This window comes from Cloacibacterium sp. DMC96 (assembly GCF_056313765.1).
In genome coordinates, this window is record NZ_JBQUZQ010000001.1 from 372,275 (window position 1) to 392,229 (window position 19,955).

Annotated in this window: 17 protein-coding genes; 10 read left to right on the forward strand and 7 right to left on the reverse strand. The window is 32.9% G+C overall.

Translation table 11 applies throughout. The features are described 5' to 3' along the window. Positions 1-9 precede the first annotated feature (9 nt). Together trhA and pyrF are read right to left on the reverse strand one after the other, a co-directional pair. Positions 10-654 carry a PAQR family membrane homeostasis protein TrhA gene (trhA, locus tag ACT53I_RS01605; RefSeq protein ID WP_476078133.1) on the reverse strand — a complete coding sequence of 215 codons (645 nt, stop codon included), beginning with the start codon at positions 652-654 and terminating at the stop codon, positions 10-12. Beyond that, on the reverse strand, positions 655-2,013 hold the full coding sequence (gene pyrF / locus ACT53I_RS01610) for an orotidine-5'-phosphate decarboxylase (protein WP_476078134.1): 1,359 nt from the start codon (positions 2,011-2,013) through the stop codon (positions 655-657). A gap of 231 nt (positions 2,014-2,244) precedes the next feature. Here pyrF and ACT53I_RS01615 point away from each other — a divergent pair, with 231 nt between their 5' ends. Next, positions 2,245-3,003, forward strand: coding sequence for a superoxide dismutase (locus ACT53I_RS01615; protein WP_476078135.1), 759 nt, complete (start codon positions 2,245-2,247; stop codon positions 3,001-3,003). Between the two features lie 72 nt (positions 3,004-3,075). On the opposite strand, the gene ACT53I_RS01620 is transcribed toward ACT53I_RS01615, so the two are convergent. Together ACT53I_RS01620 and ACT53I_RS01625 are read right to left on the reverse strand one after the other, a co-directional pair. After that, positions 3,076-3,618, reverse strand: coding sequence for a DUF4738 domain-containing protein (locus ACT53I_RS01620; protein ID WP_476078136.1), 543 nt, complete (start codon positions 3,616-3,618; stop codon positions 3,076-3,078). Positions 3,619-3,747: 129 nt separating this feature from the next. Next, the gene (locus ACT53I_RS01625; protein WP_476078137.1) at positions 3,748-4,125 is read right to left on the reverse strand and encodes a hypothetical protein; all 378 of its coding nucleotides are present in this window, start codon (positions 4,123-4,125) and stop codon (positions 3,748-3,750) included. A gap of 63 nt (positions 4,126-4,188) precedes the next feature. Here ACT53I_RS01625 and ACT53I_RS01630 point away from each other — a divergent pair, with 63 nt between their 5' ends. Beyond that, the gene (locus ACT53I_RS01630; RefSeq protein WP_476078138.1) at positions 4,189-5,733 is read left to right on the forward strand and encodes a serine hydrolase; all 1,545 of its coding nucleotides are present in this window, start codon (positions 4,189-4,191) and stop codon (positions 5,731-5,733) included. Positions 5,734-5,878: 145 nt separating this feature from the next. Here the strand turns inward: ACT53I_RS01630 and ACT53I_RS01635 are convergent, their stop codons facing one another. The 3 genes from ACT53I_RS01635 to ppk1 form a co-directional block, all read right to left on the reverse strand. After that, complete coding sequence (locus ACT53I_RS01635) at positions 5,879-8,017, reverse strand: S9 family peptidase (protein WP_476078139.1); 2,139 nt, start codon at positions 8,015-8,017, stop codon at positions 5,879-5,881. Positions 8,018-8,074: 57 nt separating this feature from the next. Then, the gene (locus tag ACT53I_RS01640; protein WP_476078140.1) at positions 8,075-8,758 is read right to left on the reverse strand and encodes a phosphatase PAP2 family protein; all 684 of its coding nucleotides are present in this window, start codon (positions 8,756-8,758) and stop codon (positions 8,075-8,077) included. A gap of 78 nt (positions 8,759-8,836) precedes the next feature. After that, positions 8,837-10,906 carry a polyphosphate kinase 1 gene (ppk1, locus tag ACT53I_RS01645; RefSeq protein WP_476078141.1) on the reverse strand — a complete coding sequence of 690 codons (2,070 nt, stop codon included), beginning with the start codon at positions 10,904-10,906 and terminating at the stop codon, positions 8,837-8,839. Positions 10,907-11,082: 176 nt separating this feature from the next. On the opposite strand from ppk1, the gene dnaK reads away from it, so the two are divergent. The 8 genes from dnaK to ACT53I_RS01685 all read left to right on the forward strand — a co-directional run bounded on the left by dnaK (position 11,083) and on the right by ACT53I_RS01685 (position 19,885). Continuing rightward, complete coding sequence (gene dnaK / locus ACT53I_RS01650) at positions 11,083-12,981, forward strand: molecular chaperone DnaK (RefSeq protein WP_476078142.1); 1,899 nt, start codon at positions 11,083-11,085, stop codon at positions 12,979-12,981. Between the two features lie 132 nt (positions 12,982-13,113). Beyond that, positions 13,114-14,766, forward strand: coding sequence for an ATP-binding protein (locus tag ACT53I_RS01655; RefSeq protein WP_476078143.1), 1,653 nt, complete (start codon positions 13,114-13,116; stop codon positions 14,764-14,766). Between the two features lie 91 nt (positions 14,767-14,857). Then, positions 14,858-15,088 carry a hypothetical protein gene (locus ACT53I_RS01660; protein ID WP_124878727.1) on the forward strand — a complete coding sequence of 77 codons (231 nt, stop codon included), beginning with the start codon at positions 14,858-14,860 and terminating at the stop codon, positions 15,086-15,088. 20 nt (positions 15,089-15,108) lie between these two features. Continuing rightward, entirely contained in the window at positions 15,109-15,330 is a 222-nt protein-coding gene (locus tag ACT53I_RS01665; protein ID WP_476078144.1) for a hypothetical protein, read from the forward strand. Positions 15,331-15,458: 128 nt separating this feature from the next. Next, positions 15,459-16,229, forward strand: a complete 771-nt coding sequence (locus tag ACT53I_RS01670; protein WP_476078145.1) for a hypothetical protein — start codon at positions 15,459-15,461, stop codon at positions 16,227-16,229. Between the two features lie 66 nt (positions 16,230-16,295). Further along, positions 16,296-17,213 (forward strand): helix-turn-helix transcriptional regulator, encoded by a 918-nt coding sequence (locus ACT53I_RS01675; RefSeq protein WP_476078146.1) that lies wholly within the window; start codon positions 16,296-16,298, stop codon positions 17,211-17,213. 45 nt (positions 17,214-17,258) lie between these two features. Continuing rightward, on the forward strand, positions 17,259-18,734 hold the full coding sequence (locus ACT53I_RS01680) for a DUF2779 domain-containing protein (protein WP_476078147.1): 1,476 nt from the start codon (positions 17,259-17,261) through the stop codon (positions 18,732-18,734). Between the two features lie 284 nt (positions 18,735-19,018). Further along, positions 19,019-19,885, forward strand: coding sequence for a hypothetical protein (locus ACT53I_RS01685; protein WP_476078148.1), 867 nt, complete (start codon positions 19,019-19,021; stop codon positions 19,883-19,885). Positions 19,886-19,955: the final 70 nt, after the last annotated feature.

Consider the following 19,955-nt stretch of genomic DNA (forward strand, 5'->3'; position numbering starts at 1 on the left):
TTTCTTTAGCTAGACGTATAAATAAATAGATAAAAAGTGACAGAAACTCCCTGCTAAAACAAAAAAATGGAAAATAGCATGATTGAATTTTATTTTCTTAATGCTGTATAAAATGGCACCAATGGTATATAAAACACCGCCAAGAATTAGGTAAAATACTCCTTTTTCATGTAAATGAGCAGTAAGATCTTGGAAATAAAAAACAATCAGCCAACCCATCAAAACGTACATCGCTGTAGAAACAATTTTAAATTTTCCCGTGAAAAATAATTTGAGAATAATTCCTGTAAAAGCCATCACCCAAACCATTGAAAAAATAAGCCAACCCGTTTCTCCGTTTAAACTGACCAATGTAAAAGGCGTGTAACTTCCTGCGATAAGAACATAAATAGCAGCATGGTCGAAAACTTTGAGTTTAAATCTCTTTTGAGGTTCTTTTGAGGCATGATAAAGCGTAGAAGCAAGGTATAATAAAATTAAACTCACCCCAAAAATTGGGAAACTTATCATCATCCAGATATTGTCTTGCTGCACCGCCTTAATGATTAATAGAACCAAAGCGATGATGCTCAAGAAAATCCCAAAAGCATGAGACCAAATATTTAATTTTTCTTCGGTAGGCGAATAGAGTTGTATGTTCGTTTTTTTATCCATTTAGAGCGATTTTAGGTAGGCGTTCCAAGATTCTAATTTGTAGAGTTTTGCAGATTTTTCTACATTTTCAGCTTTATAAATTCCGCGTCCTACAATCACGAAATCTGTATGTAAATTTTTGAAAACATGTTCTGGCGTATTGTACTGTTGGCCTTTGTCATCTCCTTTGGAACTGATATTTACTCCTGGTGTAAAAAGTAAAACATTGGCAGGAACTTTATTTTGAGCCACACAACCGATAATGTTTGGATGCGTTTCTACAATTTTTAAAGCTTCTGCTCTGTAATTTTGGTCAGTAAGCGCACCTTTCGAAGACATAGAAAGAATAGCAATTACTCCAGAATTCATAAAACAATCAATGCTTTGATAGCCTGCAATCACGTGAGAAGTAACCAAATCTGCCCAATGCGAAATTTTATACATTCCGCCTCTGTATTGTAATTCCTGAGTATTCCCGATGTCGCCGAATTTTCGGTCTTCCATCAGAAGGAAATTATGCTTGGTTGCTAAATCTTTTAGAGGAAGAATGGTTTTATCACTATCAAAATCGGAAATAATGTCAATATGCGTTTTTAGAGCTACAATATGTGGACCTACTTTTTCTGCAAATTCTAGCAATTCTTTGGTGGTAGTAACATCTGCAGAAGCGATAAGGTTAGATTGTTTAGAAATAGCAATTTCTAAGATTTTTTTTCCAACAGAATGTTCGCAATTTTCTAATTTTTGTTCGTAAGAAAGTCTTTTTTCTTCTTTGAATTCAATTTTATTTCCTGCGATAAATTCATTAATTCTTAGAACTTCTTCTTCCGTAAGATGGTCTACTTCTTTTAAAATTTCTACCACTTCAGAAATGCTGAAAAGCGTATGAACATGATAACCTTTCTCTTGTAAAAGTTGCTTTCCGCCTTGTTCACGGTCTAGAACCACTACAATATCAGAAACTTTTAACCCTTCATTTTCTACTTCGGCGATGGTTTCTACCAAAGATTTTCCAGAAGTGATTACATCTTCTACTAGTAGACAGTTTTGTCCAGATTTATAAATGCCTTCAATGAGTTTTTTGGTTCCGTATTCTTTAGCTTCTTTTCTCTTGATAATCAATGGGATATAGCTTTCTAAAGACATGGCGGTTGCCATAGGTAATGCAGCGTAAGGAACACCGCAAATCACATCAAAATTATCCAAAGGAAGCATTTCTAAAAGATAATTAGCCAAATGTTTTAAGATTTTTGGCTCAGAAGCGAGAGGTCTTAAATCTACATAAAACGGGCTTTCAATGCCGGATTTCAATGTAAATCTACCGAATTTTATAATCCCAAGTTTATAACATTCTAAGAAGAATTCTTTTTTACTTTCCATTTTACTTTTTTACTTTTTACAAAGGTAATATTTTTATAAGTACGAAGCGTAAAGTTAAAAGTACAAAGTATAGTTGTAGAGTGGGAGAATTGTAGAATGGGAGAGTACTTAACTTTAAAATAAATATATCAAACCAAATTATAGATTTTGTTAATGATAAATTGACCTATTTTCGGGACTTTTTTGCTATTTTTGGGAAATTCAATTTTTAAAAATTAAATCTTTATAGATATGAAAAAATTAGTTCAATGGGCTTTTGTAGCCATCGCTTTTTCTGCGGTTACTTCTTGTGTAGCGGTAGTGGGAAATACGGCGCAACCTGTAGTGAATGTAGAATCTACAGATTATGGCAAACCTTCTGATGTTACTGCAAATGAAGGCGCTTTCAAAATAAAAACACTGAAATATAATTATGATGCTTTTTCAAAATATGTAGATGCTAAAACCATGTACATTCACTTTTCTAAGCATTATGTAGGTTATTTGAACAATTTAAATAAAGCGGTGGAAGGAAAACCTCAAGCGAATATGACGATTGAGCAACTATTGAAAACGCTTGATACGAGCAATGCAATGCTAAGAAATAATGCAGGTGGTTATTACAATCACAATTTGTATTTTGATTTGATGACTCCGAATTCAACAGGAAAACCAACTGGGAAATTAGCAGATGCCATCAATAGAGATTTCGGAAGTTTTGAAAATTTCAAAAAGCAGTTTTCTGACGCAGGAGCGAAACAATTTGGTTCTGGTTGGGCTTGGTTGGTTACTGATGCTTCAGGAAAATTGAAAGTAGGTAGTACCGCAAATCAAGATAATCCATTAATGCCGGGAATGTCTATTTCTGGAACTCCAGTTTTGGCAATGGATGTTTGGGAACACGCTTACTATTTGAAATATCAAAACAAAAGAGCAGATTATATAGACGCTTTTTTCAATGTAATAGATTGGAGCGTGGTTTCTGATTACTACGAAAAAGCAATGAAATAGAATTTAGAAAAACTTATTTTCTTCGCAGATTTGACTGATTATTATCAGTTTAATCTGCGATTTTTTTTTGAATCATTCTTCGTTTTGTTCTACAATTTCGGTTTTTAAAGATTTGTTTTTGAGATAAAAGTTATGACGAAAATCAAACGCCCAATCTGTTTCTGGCTTTGAAATCGTTCCGAAAAATTGAATCTTTTCATGATCAATTCCATCTAACCAATAACCGTGGAAAACTGCAATTTTTTGAAAATTTTTATCAATATAATTATTGAAATTTTCTTTTCTAAATAAAGTATCTAGAAGAATTTTATTGTCTTGTTTTATTTTCAGCGAAATTTCAGCGTCTCGGTATTTATCCACCTGTTTTTTGCCTTCATTTTCAAATTCATTGGTTACAAAACTATCTAAATAAGATTTGGTGATGCTAATTTCTAGGTTTTTGTCAATGATTAAAGTATCAAATTTTTCCACTGTTTTTTCTTTCGGGAAGAATCTATCAGTAGAATTTTCATTTGAAATAATGGGTTTGTTGAAGACTTCTATTTTTTCTTCTTGTTTTTTGGAGCAAGATAAAATGGCTATAAGTAGAATTGGTATGAGATAAGAGGTTTTCATAGTATAATTTAGTTAATTCAAATTTCAAAAAAAATTTAGATGCCACCATGTATGGTTTTAGAATAGACTAATTTTCCATTAAGATTTTCAAAATATACTATTGTCCAATCACTTACCGTTTGATTAAAATTATTTTTTTTTTAAACTTGTTAAATATGGAGTAATATTTATATAATATTCACCGTTTTTTTCTTTTAATTTAAAAACTTCAACGAGTAAAATTGATTTATTTTTCAGGACAATTTTTTTCTTATTATCATTGTTAATCTTTACAATTTTATAACCATTAATATTGTTAGGAATATCTTTCAAATAATCTTTTTCTTCAATAAAAATTATTTTTTTCTTATTTTGAAAATAAAAATCAGTTGTATAAAATTCGTCTATCTGTTTTATATATTCTTCCAATGCAATTATGTAAATTTTGTTGTCAAAATTATTTTTGCAATTTTGAGTTAAAGAAAAAATGGGTAATAAAATGAATAATAAAATCTTAAATGTTTTCATTGGTTGATAATTAACCCAAATTTACAAAAAATCTTACCTTTACAGAAATTCAAAAAAATCAGCATGAAAAAATCATTTTCTTTGTTCTTTATTCTTTGCTCATTATTCTTTTTTAGTCAAATTTCAGAGCAGAAACTAGACGAACTCATCCAAAATACTATTAAAACTTTTGATGTCCCCGGAATGTCTGTCGGTGTTCTTAAAGACGGTAAAGTTATCTATTCAAAAGGTTTCGGAGTGCGTTCTCTTAACAATAATTTACCGATGACGCCAGAAACTTTGGTGGGAATTGCTTCTAATTCTAAGGGTTTCACTTGCACTGCTTTAGCGATTTTAGCAGACGAAGGAAAACTCAATTGGGACGATAAAGTGACTAAATTTTTACCCGATTTCAAAATGTATGACGATTATGTGACGCAAGAACTTACCATCAAAGATTTGGTGACGCACAGAGCTGGTTTAGGTCTTGGACAAGGAGATTTAATGTTTTTTCCAGAAGGTGGAACTATGACTACAGAACAATTATTGCACAATGTTCGTTATTTGAAACCTGCGCATTCTTTCAGAAATACAATGGATTATAACAATGTGATGTTCATTGTAGCTGGAGAAGTCATTCATAAAATTTCTGGCAAAACTTGGGCAGAATTTATCGAAGAAAGAATTATGAAACCTGTTGGGATGAACTCAAGTTTCGGTTCTTATAACCGTGCAAAATCTATAGAAAATAAAATTGACGCTCATGCTCCAGTCAATGGAAAAGCAGTTGCAGTTCCTCACGATTGGAACGAAACAGCCAATGCAGCTGGTGGAATTTTGAGCAACATTACAGACATGACGACTTGGGCAAATTTCTTAATGAATGGTTTTGTAACCAAAGACGGAAAACGTTTGGTTTCTGAGAAAAACGCAAATATTTTGTGGCAAATTCAACAACCGATTCCTATGGCTGCTAAAAATCCTTATGATACTAAATTTTACGGTTACGGTTTAGGTTGGTTTATTTCTGATGTAAAAGGTCACCGTCAGATTCAGCATACAGGTGGTTTAATCGGTACAGTTACGCAATTTACGTTAATTCCAGATTTGAATTTAGGAATTGTAGTGCTCACGAATCAACAACAAGGGGTGGCTTTTAACACGATTACCAATACGGTAAAAGATGCGTATTTAGGAATTGAAGACAGAAATTGGTTGAAAACCTATGCAGAAAGATACGCAAAAGGAAATGCTCAATATGACAAAGAAAAGGCGGAAACTTATGCTAAAGCATTTGCTTACCAAAAAGACAGAAGTGCAAAACTAGCTCCAGAACAATTTGTAGGGACGTATAGAGATACTTGGTTTGGTGATGTGGTAATTTCTAAAGAAAAGAAAGGTTTCAGAGTGATTTGCAAGTCTTCAGAACGATTAAAAGGTGAAGTTTTGCCTTATTCTAAAGATACTTTCGTTATCAAATGGGATGATAGAAGTTATGATGCAGACGCATTTTTTACCCTTACCTTTGATGAAAACGGAAAAGCAGTTTCTGCCAAAATGAAACCGATTTCAGATGTTACCGATTTCTCTTTTGACTTTGGAGATTTGGATTTGAAAAAAGTAGATTAGTTTTAAACCACAAAAGGCACAAAAGATTTTCTTTGTGTTTAAGAAATACAAAAGAGCAAAAAGTAAAAATCTTTTTGCTCTTTTTTTTGCTTTTGAAAAGCTTATTTTCAAACTTTTATTTTGTACCTTTTGTGGTTTATAACTACTATTTCAAATACAAGTCAAAATAATCAGTAACTTTTTCCATTAAATGTACTCTGTCTTTCCCAGAAACATTGTGAGGATGACCAGGATAAACGAAATAATCTAACTGAACGCCTTTGTCAACGGCAGATTTCAGGAATTTTACAGAATGTTGCCAAACCACTACATCATCTTGCGCACCATGAATCATGAGTAATTTTCCTTTCAAGTTTTGAACTTTGTCTAAAAGATTAGCTTTTGCGTAACCTTCAGGATTTTCTTTTGGAGAATCCATGTAACGTTCTGTGTACATAATTTCGTATAGAGTCCAATCGATTACAGGTCCACCTGCAACTCCCGCTTTGAAAACTTCAGGATATTTCAGCATAAAACTTGTGGTCATAAATCCACCAAAACTCCAACCGTGAATTCCCATTTTTTCAGCATTTACAAAAGGCAAAGATTTTAAATATTCTACACCTTTTAATTGGTCTTTCATTTCAGTTTCACCTAGGTTTCTGAAAACCGCTTGTTCAAACTGTGTTCCTCTGTTAGAAGAACCTCTTCCGTCCATCGTAAAGACAATGTAGCCACGTTGCGCCATATATTCGTACCAAAGATTTCCAGAAGCTGGGAAGTTATTGGTAACCAATTGTAAATGAGGTCCATTGTATAAATAGACAATTACAGGATATTTTTTAGTTTTATTAAAATCAGTCGGCAAAATCAGTTTTCCATAGAGTGGAGTTCCGTCGTCTGCTTTTAGTGTGATGTTCTGAATTTCAGGTCTTTGGAAGTTTTTCAGAGGGTTTTCTGCGGTTAAAATATTTTTGGTTTGAAGCGATTGCGTATTGATAATATTGGCAATTCTTGGAGTAGAAGCATTGGCAAAAACATCATATAAATGTGTTCCGTCTTTGCTCAAAATTCCATTGTGAATACCAGCGTCTTTGTCTAATTTGGTGATTTTAGTCGTTTGCCAATTTACTTTGTACAAATGTTTTTCAAGTGGAGTTTCTTTAGTCGAAGAGAAATAAATTTCTTTTTTCTTTTCGTTAAAACCTAGAATTTCATTCACCAACCAATTTCCTTTGGTAATTTGTTTTACCAAACCTTTGTCTGTGTTGTACCAAAATAAATGATTATAACCCGTTCTTTGACTTTGCCAAATAAAATCTTTATTTGAGCCAGGTAAAAAGGTTAATGGATGCTGTGGTTCTACATATTTTTCATCTTTTTCTTCGAAGAGCGTTTTAACTAAATTTCCTGTTTCTGCATCATATTGATTCAGTTTCATGTGGTTTTGAGCTCTGTTCAGCACCGCTACGAAAATAGATTTAGAATCAGGGCTCCAAGTTACGCAGGTTAAATATTGCTCTTTGTCGCCTTCGATGTTTAAGAATTTTTTGGTTTGAGTTTTTACATCAAAAACACCGATGGAAACTTCGTGAGATTTATTTCCAGCCATAGGATATTTGATATTATGGTTTTCTGCAGGAGTTACGCTCCAATCGATGATTGGGTAGTCTGTAACCATGCTTTGATCCATTCTGTAAAATGCAATTTTTTGAAAATTTGGCGCTGCAAAAATTCCTCCATCGATTCCAAATTCATTACGGTGAACCGATTGTCCGTTGATGATATTTTCGTTTTGGTCATCTGTAATTTTCAAAGTCTTTCCATTAACATTTACAAATAAATTATTTTTGATGGTGTAAATAATCGTTTGATTATCAGGAAGAAGTTGAGCGTTTTCTGCCTCTTCAGGAATAGAAGCAAATTCTGTTTTTTGCCAAGAATTTCCCGTTTTTTGAAGCCAAAAATATTTTCCTTTTTGAGAAAAATAAGCTTTAGAATTGTTCAAAAATTTCAGTGGAGAAAGTGCTTTCAGTTTTTGGTCTGCATTTAGATTTTGATTTACTTGATACAAAGAAACCAAAGTATCTGTCTTGTTGGTCGCAATATCTGTGATGAGATAAGCATTTTTAACCATTTGAAGATAAGATTTGCCATCATTGCTGAAAGAAAAATCTCTAATGTTTTTCACGGCAAGATTGGTTCTAAGTCCTAAAACGGCGTCGTTCATGGTAAATTGCTGCGTTTGCGAAAAACCACAAACCGAAGCCAAAACCAATGTTCCTAATATTTTTTTAAAGTTCATAAATGTTGAAAAATTTTGAGGGTAAATGTATGTTAATTCATTAATTTCTGAAGAATTTTATAAATGTTCTTTGTATAAAATCGTGAGATTGTCTTTTTCTGATTTTTTGTTCCATTGATATTGATGCGTCCAATAAGCGATTTTGGTGGATAAAATTCCCAAACCAGCTCCGAAAATCACATCACTCCAATAATGTTTGTCGTGAGCAATTCTCAAAACGCCCACTCCAGTTGCTACAGAATAAGCAACATAGGGTACCCAACGGTAATTTTCACCATATTCCATAGAAAGCATTGTAGCGCCAGCAAAAACATTCGCAGTATGACCACTCGGGAAACCAAATTCATTGCTTCCGTCTGGACGAGGTTTTTTAATGGCTTTTTTCAAAAGATAAGTACTCCCAAAAACAATAATTTCAGATTTTGCCAAAATAGCAGTTCTATTCCAGAAGTCGGTTTTAGGTTTCATTCCTGCCCATTCAAAAGCGTAAAGTGAAACAAGAGGCGCAAATTGAAGGTAATCTTCGGGATAACCTCCAAAAGCCAAGAAATTTTTGTTTTCTGTAACGCTGAAATCTCTATTTTCTGTAGATAAAACGATGCTTCCTGCTGTCATTAAAGTAGCTGGAATAATGAGTTGCTTTGAAGTGAATTTTGGTTGTTCTGAAAAAACTAAACTGTCTTTCTTCTGTGAAAAAAGAATATTTGAAAAAACCAAAAATGCTAAAAGTATGTTTCTCATTTTTTAACGCAATGGCGTAAAATTATTTTTAAAATTAAAATGTTTTGAAGGCGCAAGAAAATCAGAGATTTTCAAAAATTAATTCTCAATAGCTTTCTTTTTCAAGAATTTATACGTTTCTATTTGACTGCGGAATGGTTTTTTATTGTTTTTCACATATTTATTGGTCAAATCTTCATCTAGAAATCTGGCTTTTACATTGCCTTTCAATTGAAGTTCTAATAAATCTTTTAGTTCTTTTTTAAGATTTTTTTGATTCACTTTTACGGCAGCTTCTATTCTGTAATCTAGGTTTCGCGTCATCCAATCCGCTGAAGAAAGATAAACATCTTCAATGCCTTTATTGTAAAAATACATCACCCTAGAATGTTCCAAATACTCATCTACAATACTGATAGCATGAATTTTTTTCTTGAACGTTTTCTGTTCTACAGCACAGAAAATTCCGCGAACAATCATTTTAATTTCCACACCAGCTTCCGCTGCTTCATAAAGTTTTTTAATCAAACCTTTATCAGAAAGTGAGTTTACTTTTATTATCATTTCGGCTTTTCTGCCTGCTTTTGCTTCTTCAATTTCTTTGTCGATATGCCATTCGATTTTTTCTCGCATAAAATGCGGACAAACTAATAAATGATTACAAGATTTCAATGCTAAAACGGGGTCTATTTTTGGTTTTCTGAACACATTGAAAACTTTATTAATGTCTGCCATAATTGCTCTGTTAGAAGTCATGAGCAAATGGTCTACATAAATTTTGGCTGTTTTTTCGTTGAGGTTTCCAGTGCTTACAAATCCGTATTGAATGGTCTTGTTGTTCACTCTTTTTTTGATGACACAAAGTTTTGCGTGTACTTTTTTATTGGGTAATCCTACTAAAACTTTTACGCCTTCTTCTTCTAATCTTTCTTTCCATTCTAGGTTGTTTTCTTCATCAAATCTGGCGCGCAATTCTAGCATTACGGTGACTTCTTTTCCGTTTCTCACGGCATTAATCAATGCATTTACAATTTTGGAATTGCTGGCTAATCTATAAGCCGTGATTTGAATAGATTTTACATCAGGATCCATTGCAGCTTCTCTCAACAAGTCAATAACAGGTGTAAAAGTGTGATAAGGAAAGGTAAGAAGCACATCTTTTTTTACGATAACATCTGTAATTCTGCCTTCATGGTCAAATTCTGGATGCGTAAAAGAACTTCTCTCTATTGGTTTTTCATAATTTTTAAAAACATCTGGAAAATCCATAAAATGTCTGAAATTATGAATTTTTTGACCCGGAATAATGCTGTCTCTTTTGGTAAGATTGAGTTTTTTGATGAGAAATTCCACCAAAGATTTGTCCATGTCTTTGTCAAAAACAAAACGGGTAGGTTTTCCTTTTCTTCTGGATTTGATGCCTTTTTCAATTTTTTCTACAAAGCTGGTTCTGATGTCATTATCGAGGTCAAATTCTGCATCTTTGGTCACCTTAAAAGAATTTGCTTTGAAATCATCATATCCAAAATACGAGAAAATATGCGGTAAATTAAAAGCGATGACGTCTTCTAGAAGCATTATGTCAGTTTCCTCAGGATTTTCGGTTGGTAAAATGACAAATCTTCCATTGGCTTTTGCTGGCACTTCTATAATCGCGAATTTTGTACCAAATTTCCAATCTTTTCTGCGCATTGCAATGCCTAGATAAAGGCTTTTTTCTCGCAAATAGGGCAGTTGAACATGGTCATGAAGCAGAATAGGAATGACGTTGCTTTCTACTTCTTCGTCAAAATATTTTTTTACAAATTCCTTTTGTTTTTCGGTGAGTTTTTTAGGAGTTTTAATGAAAACTTTTTGCTCTGCCATTTCTTCTTGGATTTTGTCCCAAGTTTTTTCAAAATCTTCCTGTTGTTTGATGACAATTTTATTGATTTTGTCCAGAATTCTTTGAGGTTTGTCAAAAAACGTTTCTACTGCAAGTTTATCTTTAAGTTCTAGTGCTCGTTTTAGTCCCGCAACTCGCACTCTGAAAAACTCATCTAGGTTATTAGAAAAAATCCCTAAAAATCTAATTCTCAGGTGTAATGGAACGGTTTCGTCCATCGCTTCTTGCAAAACTCTTGCATTAAAACCTAACCAGGTAATGTCTCTAGGATTGAATTGTGGCATATCTGTAAAAAGTTTTAGCCAAATATAATGATAAACATGTGAATAGAGAAGTGAAATGGAGAATTTAAAAGATGACAGTTTTTAAGAAAATGTCAATTTGTCACAATTTTCTCAATGGTATAAAATTGGAGAAATCCAAGTCAAATTAGTTAAGTAAAAAATAAAATATAAATATTATGAGCAAAATTATCGGAATTGATTTAGGTACGACCAACTCTTGCGTTGCGGTAATGGAAGGTAAAGATCCTGTAGTTATCCCAAATGCAGAAGGTAAAAGAACCACACCATCTATTGTAGCATTTACAGAAGATGGCGAAAGAAAAGTAGGTGATCCTGCAAAAAGACAAGCAGTAACGAATCCTACTAAAACTGTTTATTCTATCAAGAGATTCATCGGAACACAGTTTACTAAAGATAAAGAAGAAATTTCTAGAGTTCCTTATGCTGTAGTAGCTGGACCAAATGATACTGTAAAAGTAAAAATAGACGATAGAGAATATACAGCACAAGAAATTTCTGCAATGATTCTTCAAAAAATGAAGAAAACGGCTGAAGATTTCTTAGGTCAAGAAGTAACCAGAGCAGTAATTACGGTTCCTGCATACTTTAACGATGCGCAAAGACAAGCTACCAAAGAAGCTGGTGAAATCGCTGGTCTTAAAGTAGAAAGAATCATCAACGAACCTACTGCTGCAGCTTTAGCTTACGGTTTAGATAAAGTAGGTAAAAAAGACCTAAATGTAGTTGTTTTCGACTGTGGTGGTGGTACTCATGACGTTTCTGTACTAGAAATGTACGAAGTAGATGGTAACGCATCTTTCGAAGTGAAAGCAACTGATGGTGATACACACCTTGGTGGAGACGACTTTGATAACGTAATCATCGATTGGATGGCAGATGAATTCAAATCTGAAGAAGGAGTAGACCTTAAATCTGATGCAATTGCACTTCAACGTTTAAAAGAAGCTGCTGAAAAAGCAAAAATTGAATTGTCTTCTTCTACTCAAACTGAAATCAATTTACCATATATCACTGCTACTGCAACTGGTCCTAAACACTTAGTGAAAACATTGACCAGAGCTAAATTTGAGCAATTGGCACATGATTTAATTCAAAGAACCATTGAGCCATGTAAAACGGCTCTTAGAAATGCTGGAATGAGCACTTCTGATATTGACGAAATCATCTTAGTGGGTGGTTCTACCAGAATTCCTGCAATTCAAGAAGCGGTAGAGAAATTCTTCGGAAAATCACCTTCAAAAGGAGTAAATCCAGACGAAGTAGTAGCAATTGGTGCTGCAATTCAAGGGGGAGTTTTAACGGGTGATGTAAAAGACGTTCTTTTATTAGACGTAACTCCACTTTCTTTAGGTATCGAAACAATGGGTTCAGTTTTCACTAAATTAATTGAAGCGAATACTACCATTCCTACTAAAAAATCAGAAGTTTTCTCTACAGCAAGTGATAATCAGCCTGCAGTAACCATCAGAGTAGGACAAGGGGAAAGACCAATGTTTAATGATAACAAAGAAATTGGTAGATTTGATTTAGTAGATATTCCACCTGCACCAAGAGGAGTTCCACAAATTGAGGTAACTTTTGACATTGATGCAAACGGTATTCTACACGTTTCTGCGAAAGATAAAGGAACTGGTAAAGAACAATCTATCAAAATCCAAGCATCTTCTGGACTTTCTGATGCAGAAATCGAAAGAATGAAAAAAGAAGCAGAAGAAAATGCAGCAGCAGACGCGAAGAGAAAAGAAGATGTAGAAACCATCAATAAAGCTGATGGAATGATTTTCCAAACAGAAAAACAATTAAAAGAATTTGGAGAAAAATTATCTGCTGATAAAAAAGCAGCAATCGAAGCAGCTCACACAGAATTGAAAGCTGCTTATGAAACCAAAGACGCAGATGCGATTAAACCTAAGTTAGAAGCATTAGACGCAGCTTGGATGGCAGCTTCAGAAGAATTGTACAAAGCGACTCAAGAAGCACAACCACAACCTGAACAAACACAAGGTAACGCTGGCGAAAATGTACAAGATGCAGATTTCGAAGAAGTGAAATAAATCACGATAAATATTAATATCAAATCCCAATCAGAAAAGGTTGGGATTTTTTTGTGAATTTTTTAAATAGATTTTAGGACGTCTTAATTTGGCATTAGCAACTATCAATTTTGTTTTCATAAAAATAGTATCATGAAAACTCAACTTGATTTTAATGTCTTAGATTATTTGGAAAAAATACATCACTCCTCAAAAAATTCTCAACTGCTAGAAACTTCGCTCAATGAAGTTTCAGAGGAGATTTCTGAAATTTCTAATTATTTAATGGTAAACAAAATAGAAGCGGTTCTGTTTGCCAATGCTTTTGTGATGTGGTTTGAAAACAGCACTTTTAAAAATGTTTTTCAACATCTTGGGCTCAAGGAATTTCATGTTTTAAAATATAGAGAAGCCATAGAAAATCTATACGCTAGAAACCTTCTTTACAATAAAGACAAGAAAAAAATCATGAAATATGAAGTTCCGCAATCTATAATTTTTGCCATTTCTAAAGGTAAAATGTTAACCCAAATTCCTCAGACTACTCGTAAAACCTTTGGTTTAATAGATGCTTTAGAAGAATTTGACACCAAGAGCGATGAATTGTTTTCAGAAGTAATTGGCTTTTTTGAATTTAAAAATTACATAGAAGAATTGGTTTCTGAAAATCTTTCTTTTCCTCTTTTTGCCGAAATAAAAAAACTAAAATTAGATGTTTTTGAGACTTATCTTTTATTAGATGTAATTTGGGATGCCATAACTAGAGGTGATAATTTTTTTAATACCAATGTTCAGATAACGATAGATGAATTTTTTCCTAGAAAAAGCAATAGTATCCAAAAATTTAATGAAGTAATTAAAGGCGAAACCAAATTAACCCAACTCCATTTAATAGAACTTTCCAATGAACAGTTTGCAAACAGAACCTTAGCAAAACTTTCCAATGAAATGACAAAATTTCTTTCTGAAAAAGAAGGAATTACCATTGATAATTTTTCTGAAGGGAACAAAAAATTAATTCAGTTTAACCAGATTAAAACCAAAGAACTATTTTATAATCCTAAAGAAATTGCCCAACTCAACATTATAGAAAATGCTTTGCAGATAGATGCTTTTGCACAAATGCAAAAACGATTGGAAGAAAGAGCTTTACCTAAAGGAATGGCGGTTTTATTACACGGATTGCCTGGAACTGGAAAAACAGAAACGGTATATCAACTGGCTAAAAAAACGCATAGAAATATTTATAAAGTAGACATTTCTGAAACCAAAAGCATGTGGTTTGGTGAAAGCCAAAAATTGATCAAAAAAGTCTTTAACGACTACCATCAAATGATGAAAACCGAGAGCAATTGCCCGATTTTACTTTTTAACGAAGCAGATGGAATCATTTCTAAAAGAAAAGAATTAGGAAACAGCAATACAGCGGAAACCGAAAATGCCATCCAAAATATTATTTTAGAAGAAATGGAAAACTTCGAAGGAATTCTCTTTGCTACTACCAATTTGGTGAAAAATATGGATGCAGCATTCGAAAGACGATTTCTTTTTAAAGTACAATTTGATCAGCCTAGTTTAGAAAATGCTGCTAAAATATGGAAAAGCAAACTCTCTTTTCTTACAGATGAAGAAGCTAGAAGATTAGCAGAGCGTTTTCCGTTTTCTGGTGGAGAAATAGAAAATATAACAAGAAAATGCTTCATGCACGAACTTTTAAACAATACTTCCTGTACTTTTTATGAAGTGATGCAGTTTTGCGGTCAAGAAAAATGGAACAATACGGATAAGAGAAAAATTGGATTCTAGATTTTAAAATTTTATTAAAATTAAACGCCATGAATTTTCAAACGACTTCTTTTGACTTTTCTTCACGCTTTCTTTGTTTAAAAAAAAAGTTATGGCACAAATTGTAGAATTTAACGGATTTACGTTTAAGATTAATCCAGAAAACAGAAAAGAATTATTGATTAAAAGAACTACAGCAAAGAACTTTACTTCATTTAAAAGTTTCGAAGCTACCATGCATTATTTGTTGAGTTCTAAAAATCTGATGGTAATTTTTACCGATAATGGTTTTTATGATTCACTGAATCCACTTTCGGGAAATTGGATCAATTTCAGAGTTTAAGAACTGTTTTTATTCAAAATATGCCACAATATCGATTCACTACAATAAGAGATTTGAATACTTTTTCTACGATTCTTCAGAAGAATTGGGTGGTAGAAGTGGAGTGCATTGCGCAAAATAATCCTCTACTTTTATTAGAAGACAGGATTAAAATAGCTGTTGCGGTTGAGCAAAAATATGATACAGTTGGCAGTCCAATTTCCATTAATCTTCATAATTTTAAAATAGAGAAATTGGAATGAAAAATTAAACGCTAATTAAAATTATTGTTCATAAATAAAAATTTTTCTCCAAGTCTTACTTTGTCTGAGTAAGGCTTTTTCTTTGCCAAGAAATATAGACTTCATTAAAATTATAAAAATCCAATACCATGAATTTTTTCAACTATCATCACTTAGATATTTTAGAATATGAGCCATATTTTCAGATAGATGAAGTTCTGCAAATTTCAGAACGTTTAACCTATTATAAAGATGATTTTCGGGAGGTTTGGCTAGATAGAAACCAAAAAATCGTCAAAGAAAAACGATTTGAAAATGGAAATATTTTTTATTTTTTTGAATCCAATAAAATAGAAAATGAAACAGAAGATTACACCATTACCCTCTTTGATGAAAAAGGAAAAGTGACAAATTGTGAGACTTATAAAAGACCAAAATCTCTGTTTTTCCAAAACAGTATTTTCTTTGAACAAACCTTTCATCATTTTACATTAGAGGAAAAAGGTCAGTTGTGTTTTTATAAATATTTTTGGAAAGGTCAGCTTCCCGATGGTTGGTTGAAGACTTCTTTTATCAAAAAAGAAAATGATTTTGAAGAAATCATCATCACAGATAAAAAACAGAATGTAAAAGCTCAAATTTTGAAAATCAATGACTGTGTCTATTCCGAAAGAAGATTTTCTCATTCATTTGATTGTGATTTTTATTTTCTAGGAGCTAAAAAAAGAAAAGCGTTTAAAAATTTCGATGAAGAAGGGAAATTGTTACTCCAAGAATTTGATGACGAAAAAGGATTTAACAGTCAGTTATTTCAATATAGATTTCTGACTGATGGTTATACGGAAGCCAATAAGAAGTGTTTTTTGAATGATAAACTCGTGGAAGAGAAAAAAATCACAATTTGCATTAAAACGACTTAAATTGACGTTCTGTTTGCTTAACTTTGGTTCATAGAAAAAAAATAATGAACCTAAAAACCAAATCTCATGGCCAAAAATGAACAAATGCTTCGCTTAGTTTTAATAGAACAATTATTAAGAAGAAGAAAAGATAGAGGCGCATCTTATGAAGAAATTTCTGATTTTTTAGAAGATAAATTTCAAGAAAAAGGTCTCACGCTTAAATTTACAGAACGCACTTTTCAGCGAGACAAAGTTGCCATTGCAGATGTTTTTGGGATACAGATTTCATTTTCTAGAAAGCGAAATGTACATTTTATAGAGCAAGAAGAACTAGAACTTTCTCAGGAAAGTGTTTTTGACCAATTGCTTTTGGTACAAGCCTATCGTGAAACGCAAGATAAAACAGACGTCATGTTCTTCGAGCCAAGAAGAGCCAGAGGTTTTGAATATTTAAACGGAATTGTGCATGCCATTACTCAGAAAAAAGTCATCACCTTCAGTTACCAAAAATTTTGGGAAAATGAAAAATCTTCCAAAGTAGTAACACCTTATGCATTGAAAGAATTTAAAAACAGATGGTATCTTTTGGCTGCAGATTACAAATCAAAAGATGGTTCTTTTTTCTTGAAAACCTTTGGTTTAGACCGTATTTCTGACCTAGATATTACCACAGCAAGTTTTACAAGAGAAGAAATTAATATTGAAGAAGCATACAAAAATTCTTTCGGTATCATCAGTGCAGACGGAGCTTTGCCTCAAGAAATTCTATTGAAGTTTGATAATGAACAAGCCAATTATGTAAAAGCTTTGCCACTGCATCATTCACAAGCCGTCATTTCTGAAGATGAAAACGAGACGGTTTTTAAAGTTTTTGTAGTGCCTACTTATGATTTCCAAAGAGAAATTCTCTCTTACGGAAAACGGGTGCAAATTCTGGCTCCAGAATCTTTCAAAAAAGAAATGAAAGAAGAAGTAGAAATCATGCTCAAGAATTTTTTGTAATTGCTAAAAAATAAAAAATTAATTATCCAACATTTACCAATAACCATGAAAACACTTTCTAAATCTCGTTTCGTTTCTGGCGTACAATGCGAAAAAAAACTTTGGTATTCCTATTACCGAAAAGACTTACAACTGCCTACTGATGAGCAAACTCAAGCAATTTTTGACCTAGGACATCAGATAGGAAATTTGGCACAAAATAGATTTCCTAATGGTAAAGATGCCACTCCAGAAGATTTTTCGGATTTTTCTCCTTCCATTGAAAAAACCAAACTATGGATTGCAGAAGAGGTAGAAACCATCTACGAAGCTACTTTCACCGCTAAAAATGCACTTTGTATGCTTGATATTTTACATCGAATGAATAGTGAAGTCTGGGCAATAGAAGTAAAAAACAGTACTTCTGTCAAAGATTATCATCTTACCGATGCATCATTGCAATATTTTGTGATGAAAGAAGCGGGTTATGCACCAGATAAGTTTTTTCTGATGCATGTGAACAATCAATACATTAAAAATGGTGAGTTAACAGATGAATTTTTTCATTTGGAAGATATTACAGATAAAGTTTTGTCTAAACAAACTTGGGTAGAAGAGAATTTGGAAAGATTACTTGTAATGTTAGAAAATAAACAGGAACCCAATGTTTCCATCGGTGCACATTGTTCGTCTCCTTTTGCTTGTGATTTCGTACATCATTGTTGGAAACACATTCCCGAAAATTCTGTTTTTGAATTGTATCGTGGTGGCAATAAAGCATGGGAATTGTATGAGCAAGGAATTCTAAAAATTGAAGACATAGAAGATGATTTTCCGCTTACGCATTTTCAACATTTACAAAGAAAAGGATTGAGAAATCAAGAGCAGTACATCAATAAAGAAGCCATCAAGAATATGATTTCTTCTTGGCAGTTTCCCTTGTATTTCTTTGATTTTGAAACTGTTTTTCCTGCCATTCCTGTTCTGGACGGAACGAGACCTTATCAGCAAGTTCCGTTTCAGTATTCCTTGCATATTTTAGAAGAAGATGGCAAACTTTCACACAAAGAATTTTTAGCGCGTCCTGAAGATTTTTCTAATGGTAAAAATCCTCTGAAATTATTGGTTGAGCAACTCAAACAAGATTTCGGAACCGAAGGAAATATTGTAACTTATAATCAGAGTTTTGAAGTAGCAAGATTAAATGAATTGGCAAATATGTTTCCCGAAGACGCTCCGTTTTTAAAAAATTTAGTGAGTAGAGTAGTAGATTTGTTGCCGGTTTTTCAAGGGGGATTTTGTTATTTTCCAGAGATGAAAAATTCTGCTTCTATTAAATCTGTTTTACCAGCGGTTGCGCCAGATTTTACCTATCGAAATTTGGTGATTCAAGAAGGAGGAACCGCCAGTTCGCTTTATCATCAATCAATTCTTCAACAAAAGTTTGTAGAAGAAGATCTTGTAATTCATTTGCTAAAATATTGTGAACTAGATACTTATGCGATGGTGGTTATTTATCAGTTTTTATTAAGTGTAGTCTGAGGAAAGAGCCGAGAATAAAAAGCCAAGAATCAAGTAAAAAGAATCAAGAATCAAGTAAAAAGATTCAAGATTTAAGAGCCAAGAATCGAGATTTAATATACTCGAGATTTAAGATTTTTAATTTTATCAATAGGAACGGGCTTTTTTATGCTGAGTTTAGTCGAAGTAAGCCCGTTTTTTATGGTTATGGAATGAGGTTTTAGCCAAAATTTAATATCCATAATTCGTCATCCATCATCAATAGCCATTCTTCACAAAAATCAGCGAGAATCATCGGTAGAAATTTGCGAAAATCAGCGAGAAACTCCACATCCATCACCACATCAGCACATCATCACATCATCACATCACCACATCATCAAATCATCACATTATTTCTCCACCGCCATATTTTGTCCGTGTACAAACCTACCTTTGATGTACAAAATTTAAAAAAAGACAACATCATGGAAAGAGAAATTGTTTTTGAAGTCCTTACAGAAGACGGAAGCATCAGTATTGAAAGAGCCGAAAATCCAGAAATAGGATTTGACTATTTTCTAAAAACTCAAGAAGTAGAAATTTTTGAGGATGAGACACCAGTAAATCAAACAAACGTTTTTGATAGTTTCTACGAACCTTTTGACGAAATCAATCAAAAATATGCTTGGTATAATTTGCATTTGAACTACATAGATGAAGATTTTAGTGAATATGCAACAGAAGAATTGGTGAAAGTTCTTAATCAAAAACAAATAAAGACTTTGAAAAATCAAGAACTGTTGGAAGAAAAACTCCAATGCTTTTTTAATTGTAATGAAATTCCCGAGAAAAATGGCTTAAAGAGGATGAAAATCAGCAGTTTGGTAAAGGTAACCGAACATGAATTTATAGAGCGCTATTTTGAGGAAGACCAAGAAATTGATAAAAAATATCAATTGAAAGGAACGTATGAAATGTGGACTGAAGAGCAACCTTATTATCTAAAAAATACAGAACTCATCAATTCTAGAAATTCCTTCAAGTTTTTGGGTTACCTAGAAATTTCGGGCAATAGCATTATTCTAAAAGACGAATGGGAAGAAATTTGTTGCGTTTTGCCTTCGGATAAATATTTTATCTCGTTACAACCAGCGCAGATGATTAGAGAATGGGTTGTAATCACCTACTAGTCAAATTCGGGTTTTCTGTGGGGTTTGTTCGTGGTTTCTTCGTGTTTCCTTCGAATCAGCCTCGGAAAAG

Coding starts and splice junctions, on each gene's coding strand:
- trhA (WP_476078133.1), bottom strand. CDS start 654: ATGGATAAAAAAACGAACATACAACTCTATTCGCCTACCGAAGAAAAA.
- pyrF (WP_476078134.1), bottom strand. CDS start 2,013: ATGGAAAGTAAAAAAGAATTCTTCTTAGAATGTTATAAACTTGGGATT.
- ACT53I_RS01615 (WP_476078135.1), top strand. CDS start 2,245: ATGAAAAAATTAGTTCAATGGGCTTTTGTAGCCATCGCTTTTTCTGCG.
- ACT53I_RS01620 (WP_476078136.1), bottom strand. CDS start 3,618: ATGAAAACCTCTTATCTCATACCAATTCTACTTATAGCCATTTTATCT.
- ACT53I_RS01625 (WP_476078137.1), bottom strand. CDS start 4,125: ATGAAAACATTTAAGATTTTATTATTCATTTTATTACCCATTTTTTCT.
- ACT53I_RS01630 (WP_476078138.1), top strand. CDS start 4,189: ATGAAAAAATCATTTTCTTTGTTCTTTATTCTTTGCTCATTATTCTTT.
- ACT53I_RS01635 (WP_476078139.1), bottom strand. CDS start 8,017: ATGAACTTTAAAAAAATATTAGGAACATTGGTTTTGGCTTCGGTTTGT.
- ACT53I_RS01640 (WP_476078140.1), bottom strand. CDS start 8,758: ATGAGAAACATACTTTTAGCATTTTTGGTTTTTTCAAATATTCTTTTT.
- ppk1 (WP_476078141.1), bottom strand. CDS start 10,906: ATGCCACAATTCAATCCTAGAGACATTACCTGGTTAGGTTTTAATGCA.
- dnaK (WP_476078142.1), top strand. CDS start 11,083: ATGAGCAAAATTATCGGAATTGATTTAGGTACGACCAACTCTTGCGTT.
- ACT53I_RS01655 (WP_476078143.1), top strand. CDS start 13,114: ATGAAAACTCAACTTGATTTTAATGTCTTAGATTATTTGGAAAAAATA.
- ACT53I_RS01660 (WP_124878727.1), top strand. CDS start 14,858: ATGGCACAAATTGTAGAATTTAACGGATTTACGTTTAAGATTAATCCA.
- ACT53I_RS01665 (WP_476078144.1), top strand. CDS start 15,109: ATGCCACAATATCGATTCACTACAATAAGAGATTTGAATACTTTTTCT.
- ACT53I_RS01670 (WP_476078145.1), top strand. CDS start 15,459: ATGAATTTTTTCAACTATCATCACTTAGATATTTTAGAATATGAGCCA.
- ACT53I_RS01675 (WP_476078146.1), top strand. CDS start 16,296: ATGGCCAAAAATGAACAAATGCTTCGCTTAGTTTTAATAGAACAATTA.
- ACT53I_RS01680 (WP_476078147.1), top strand. CDS start 17,259: ATGAAAACACTTTCTAAATCTCGTTTCGTTTCTGGCGTACAATGCGAA.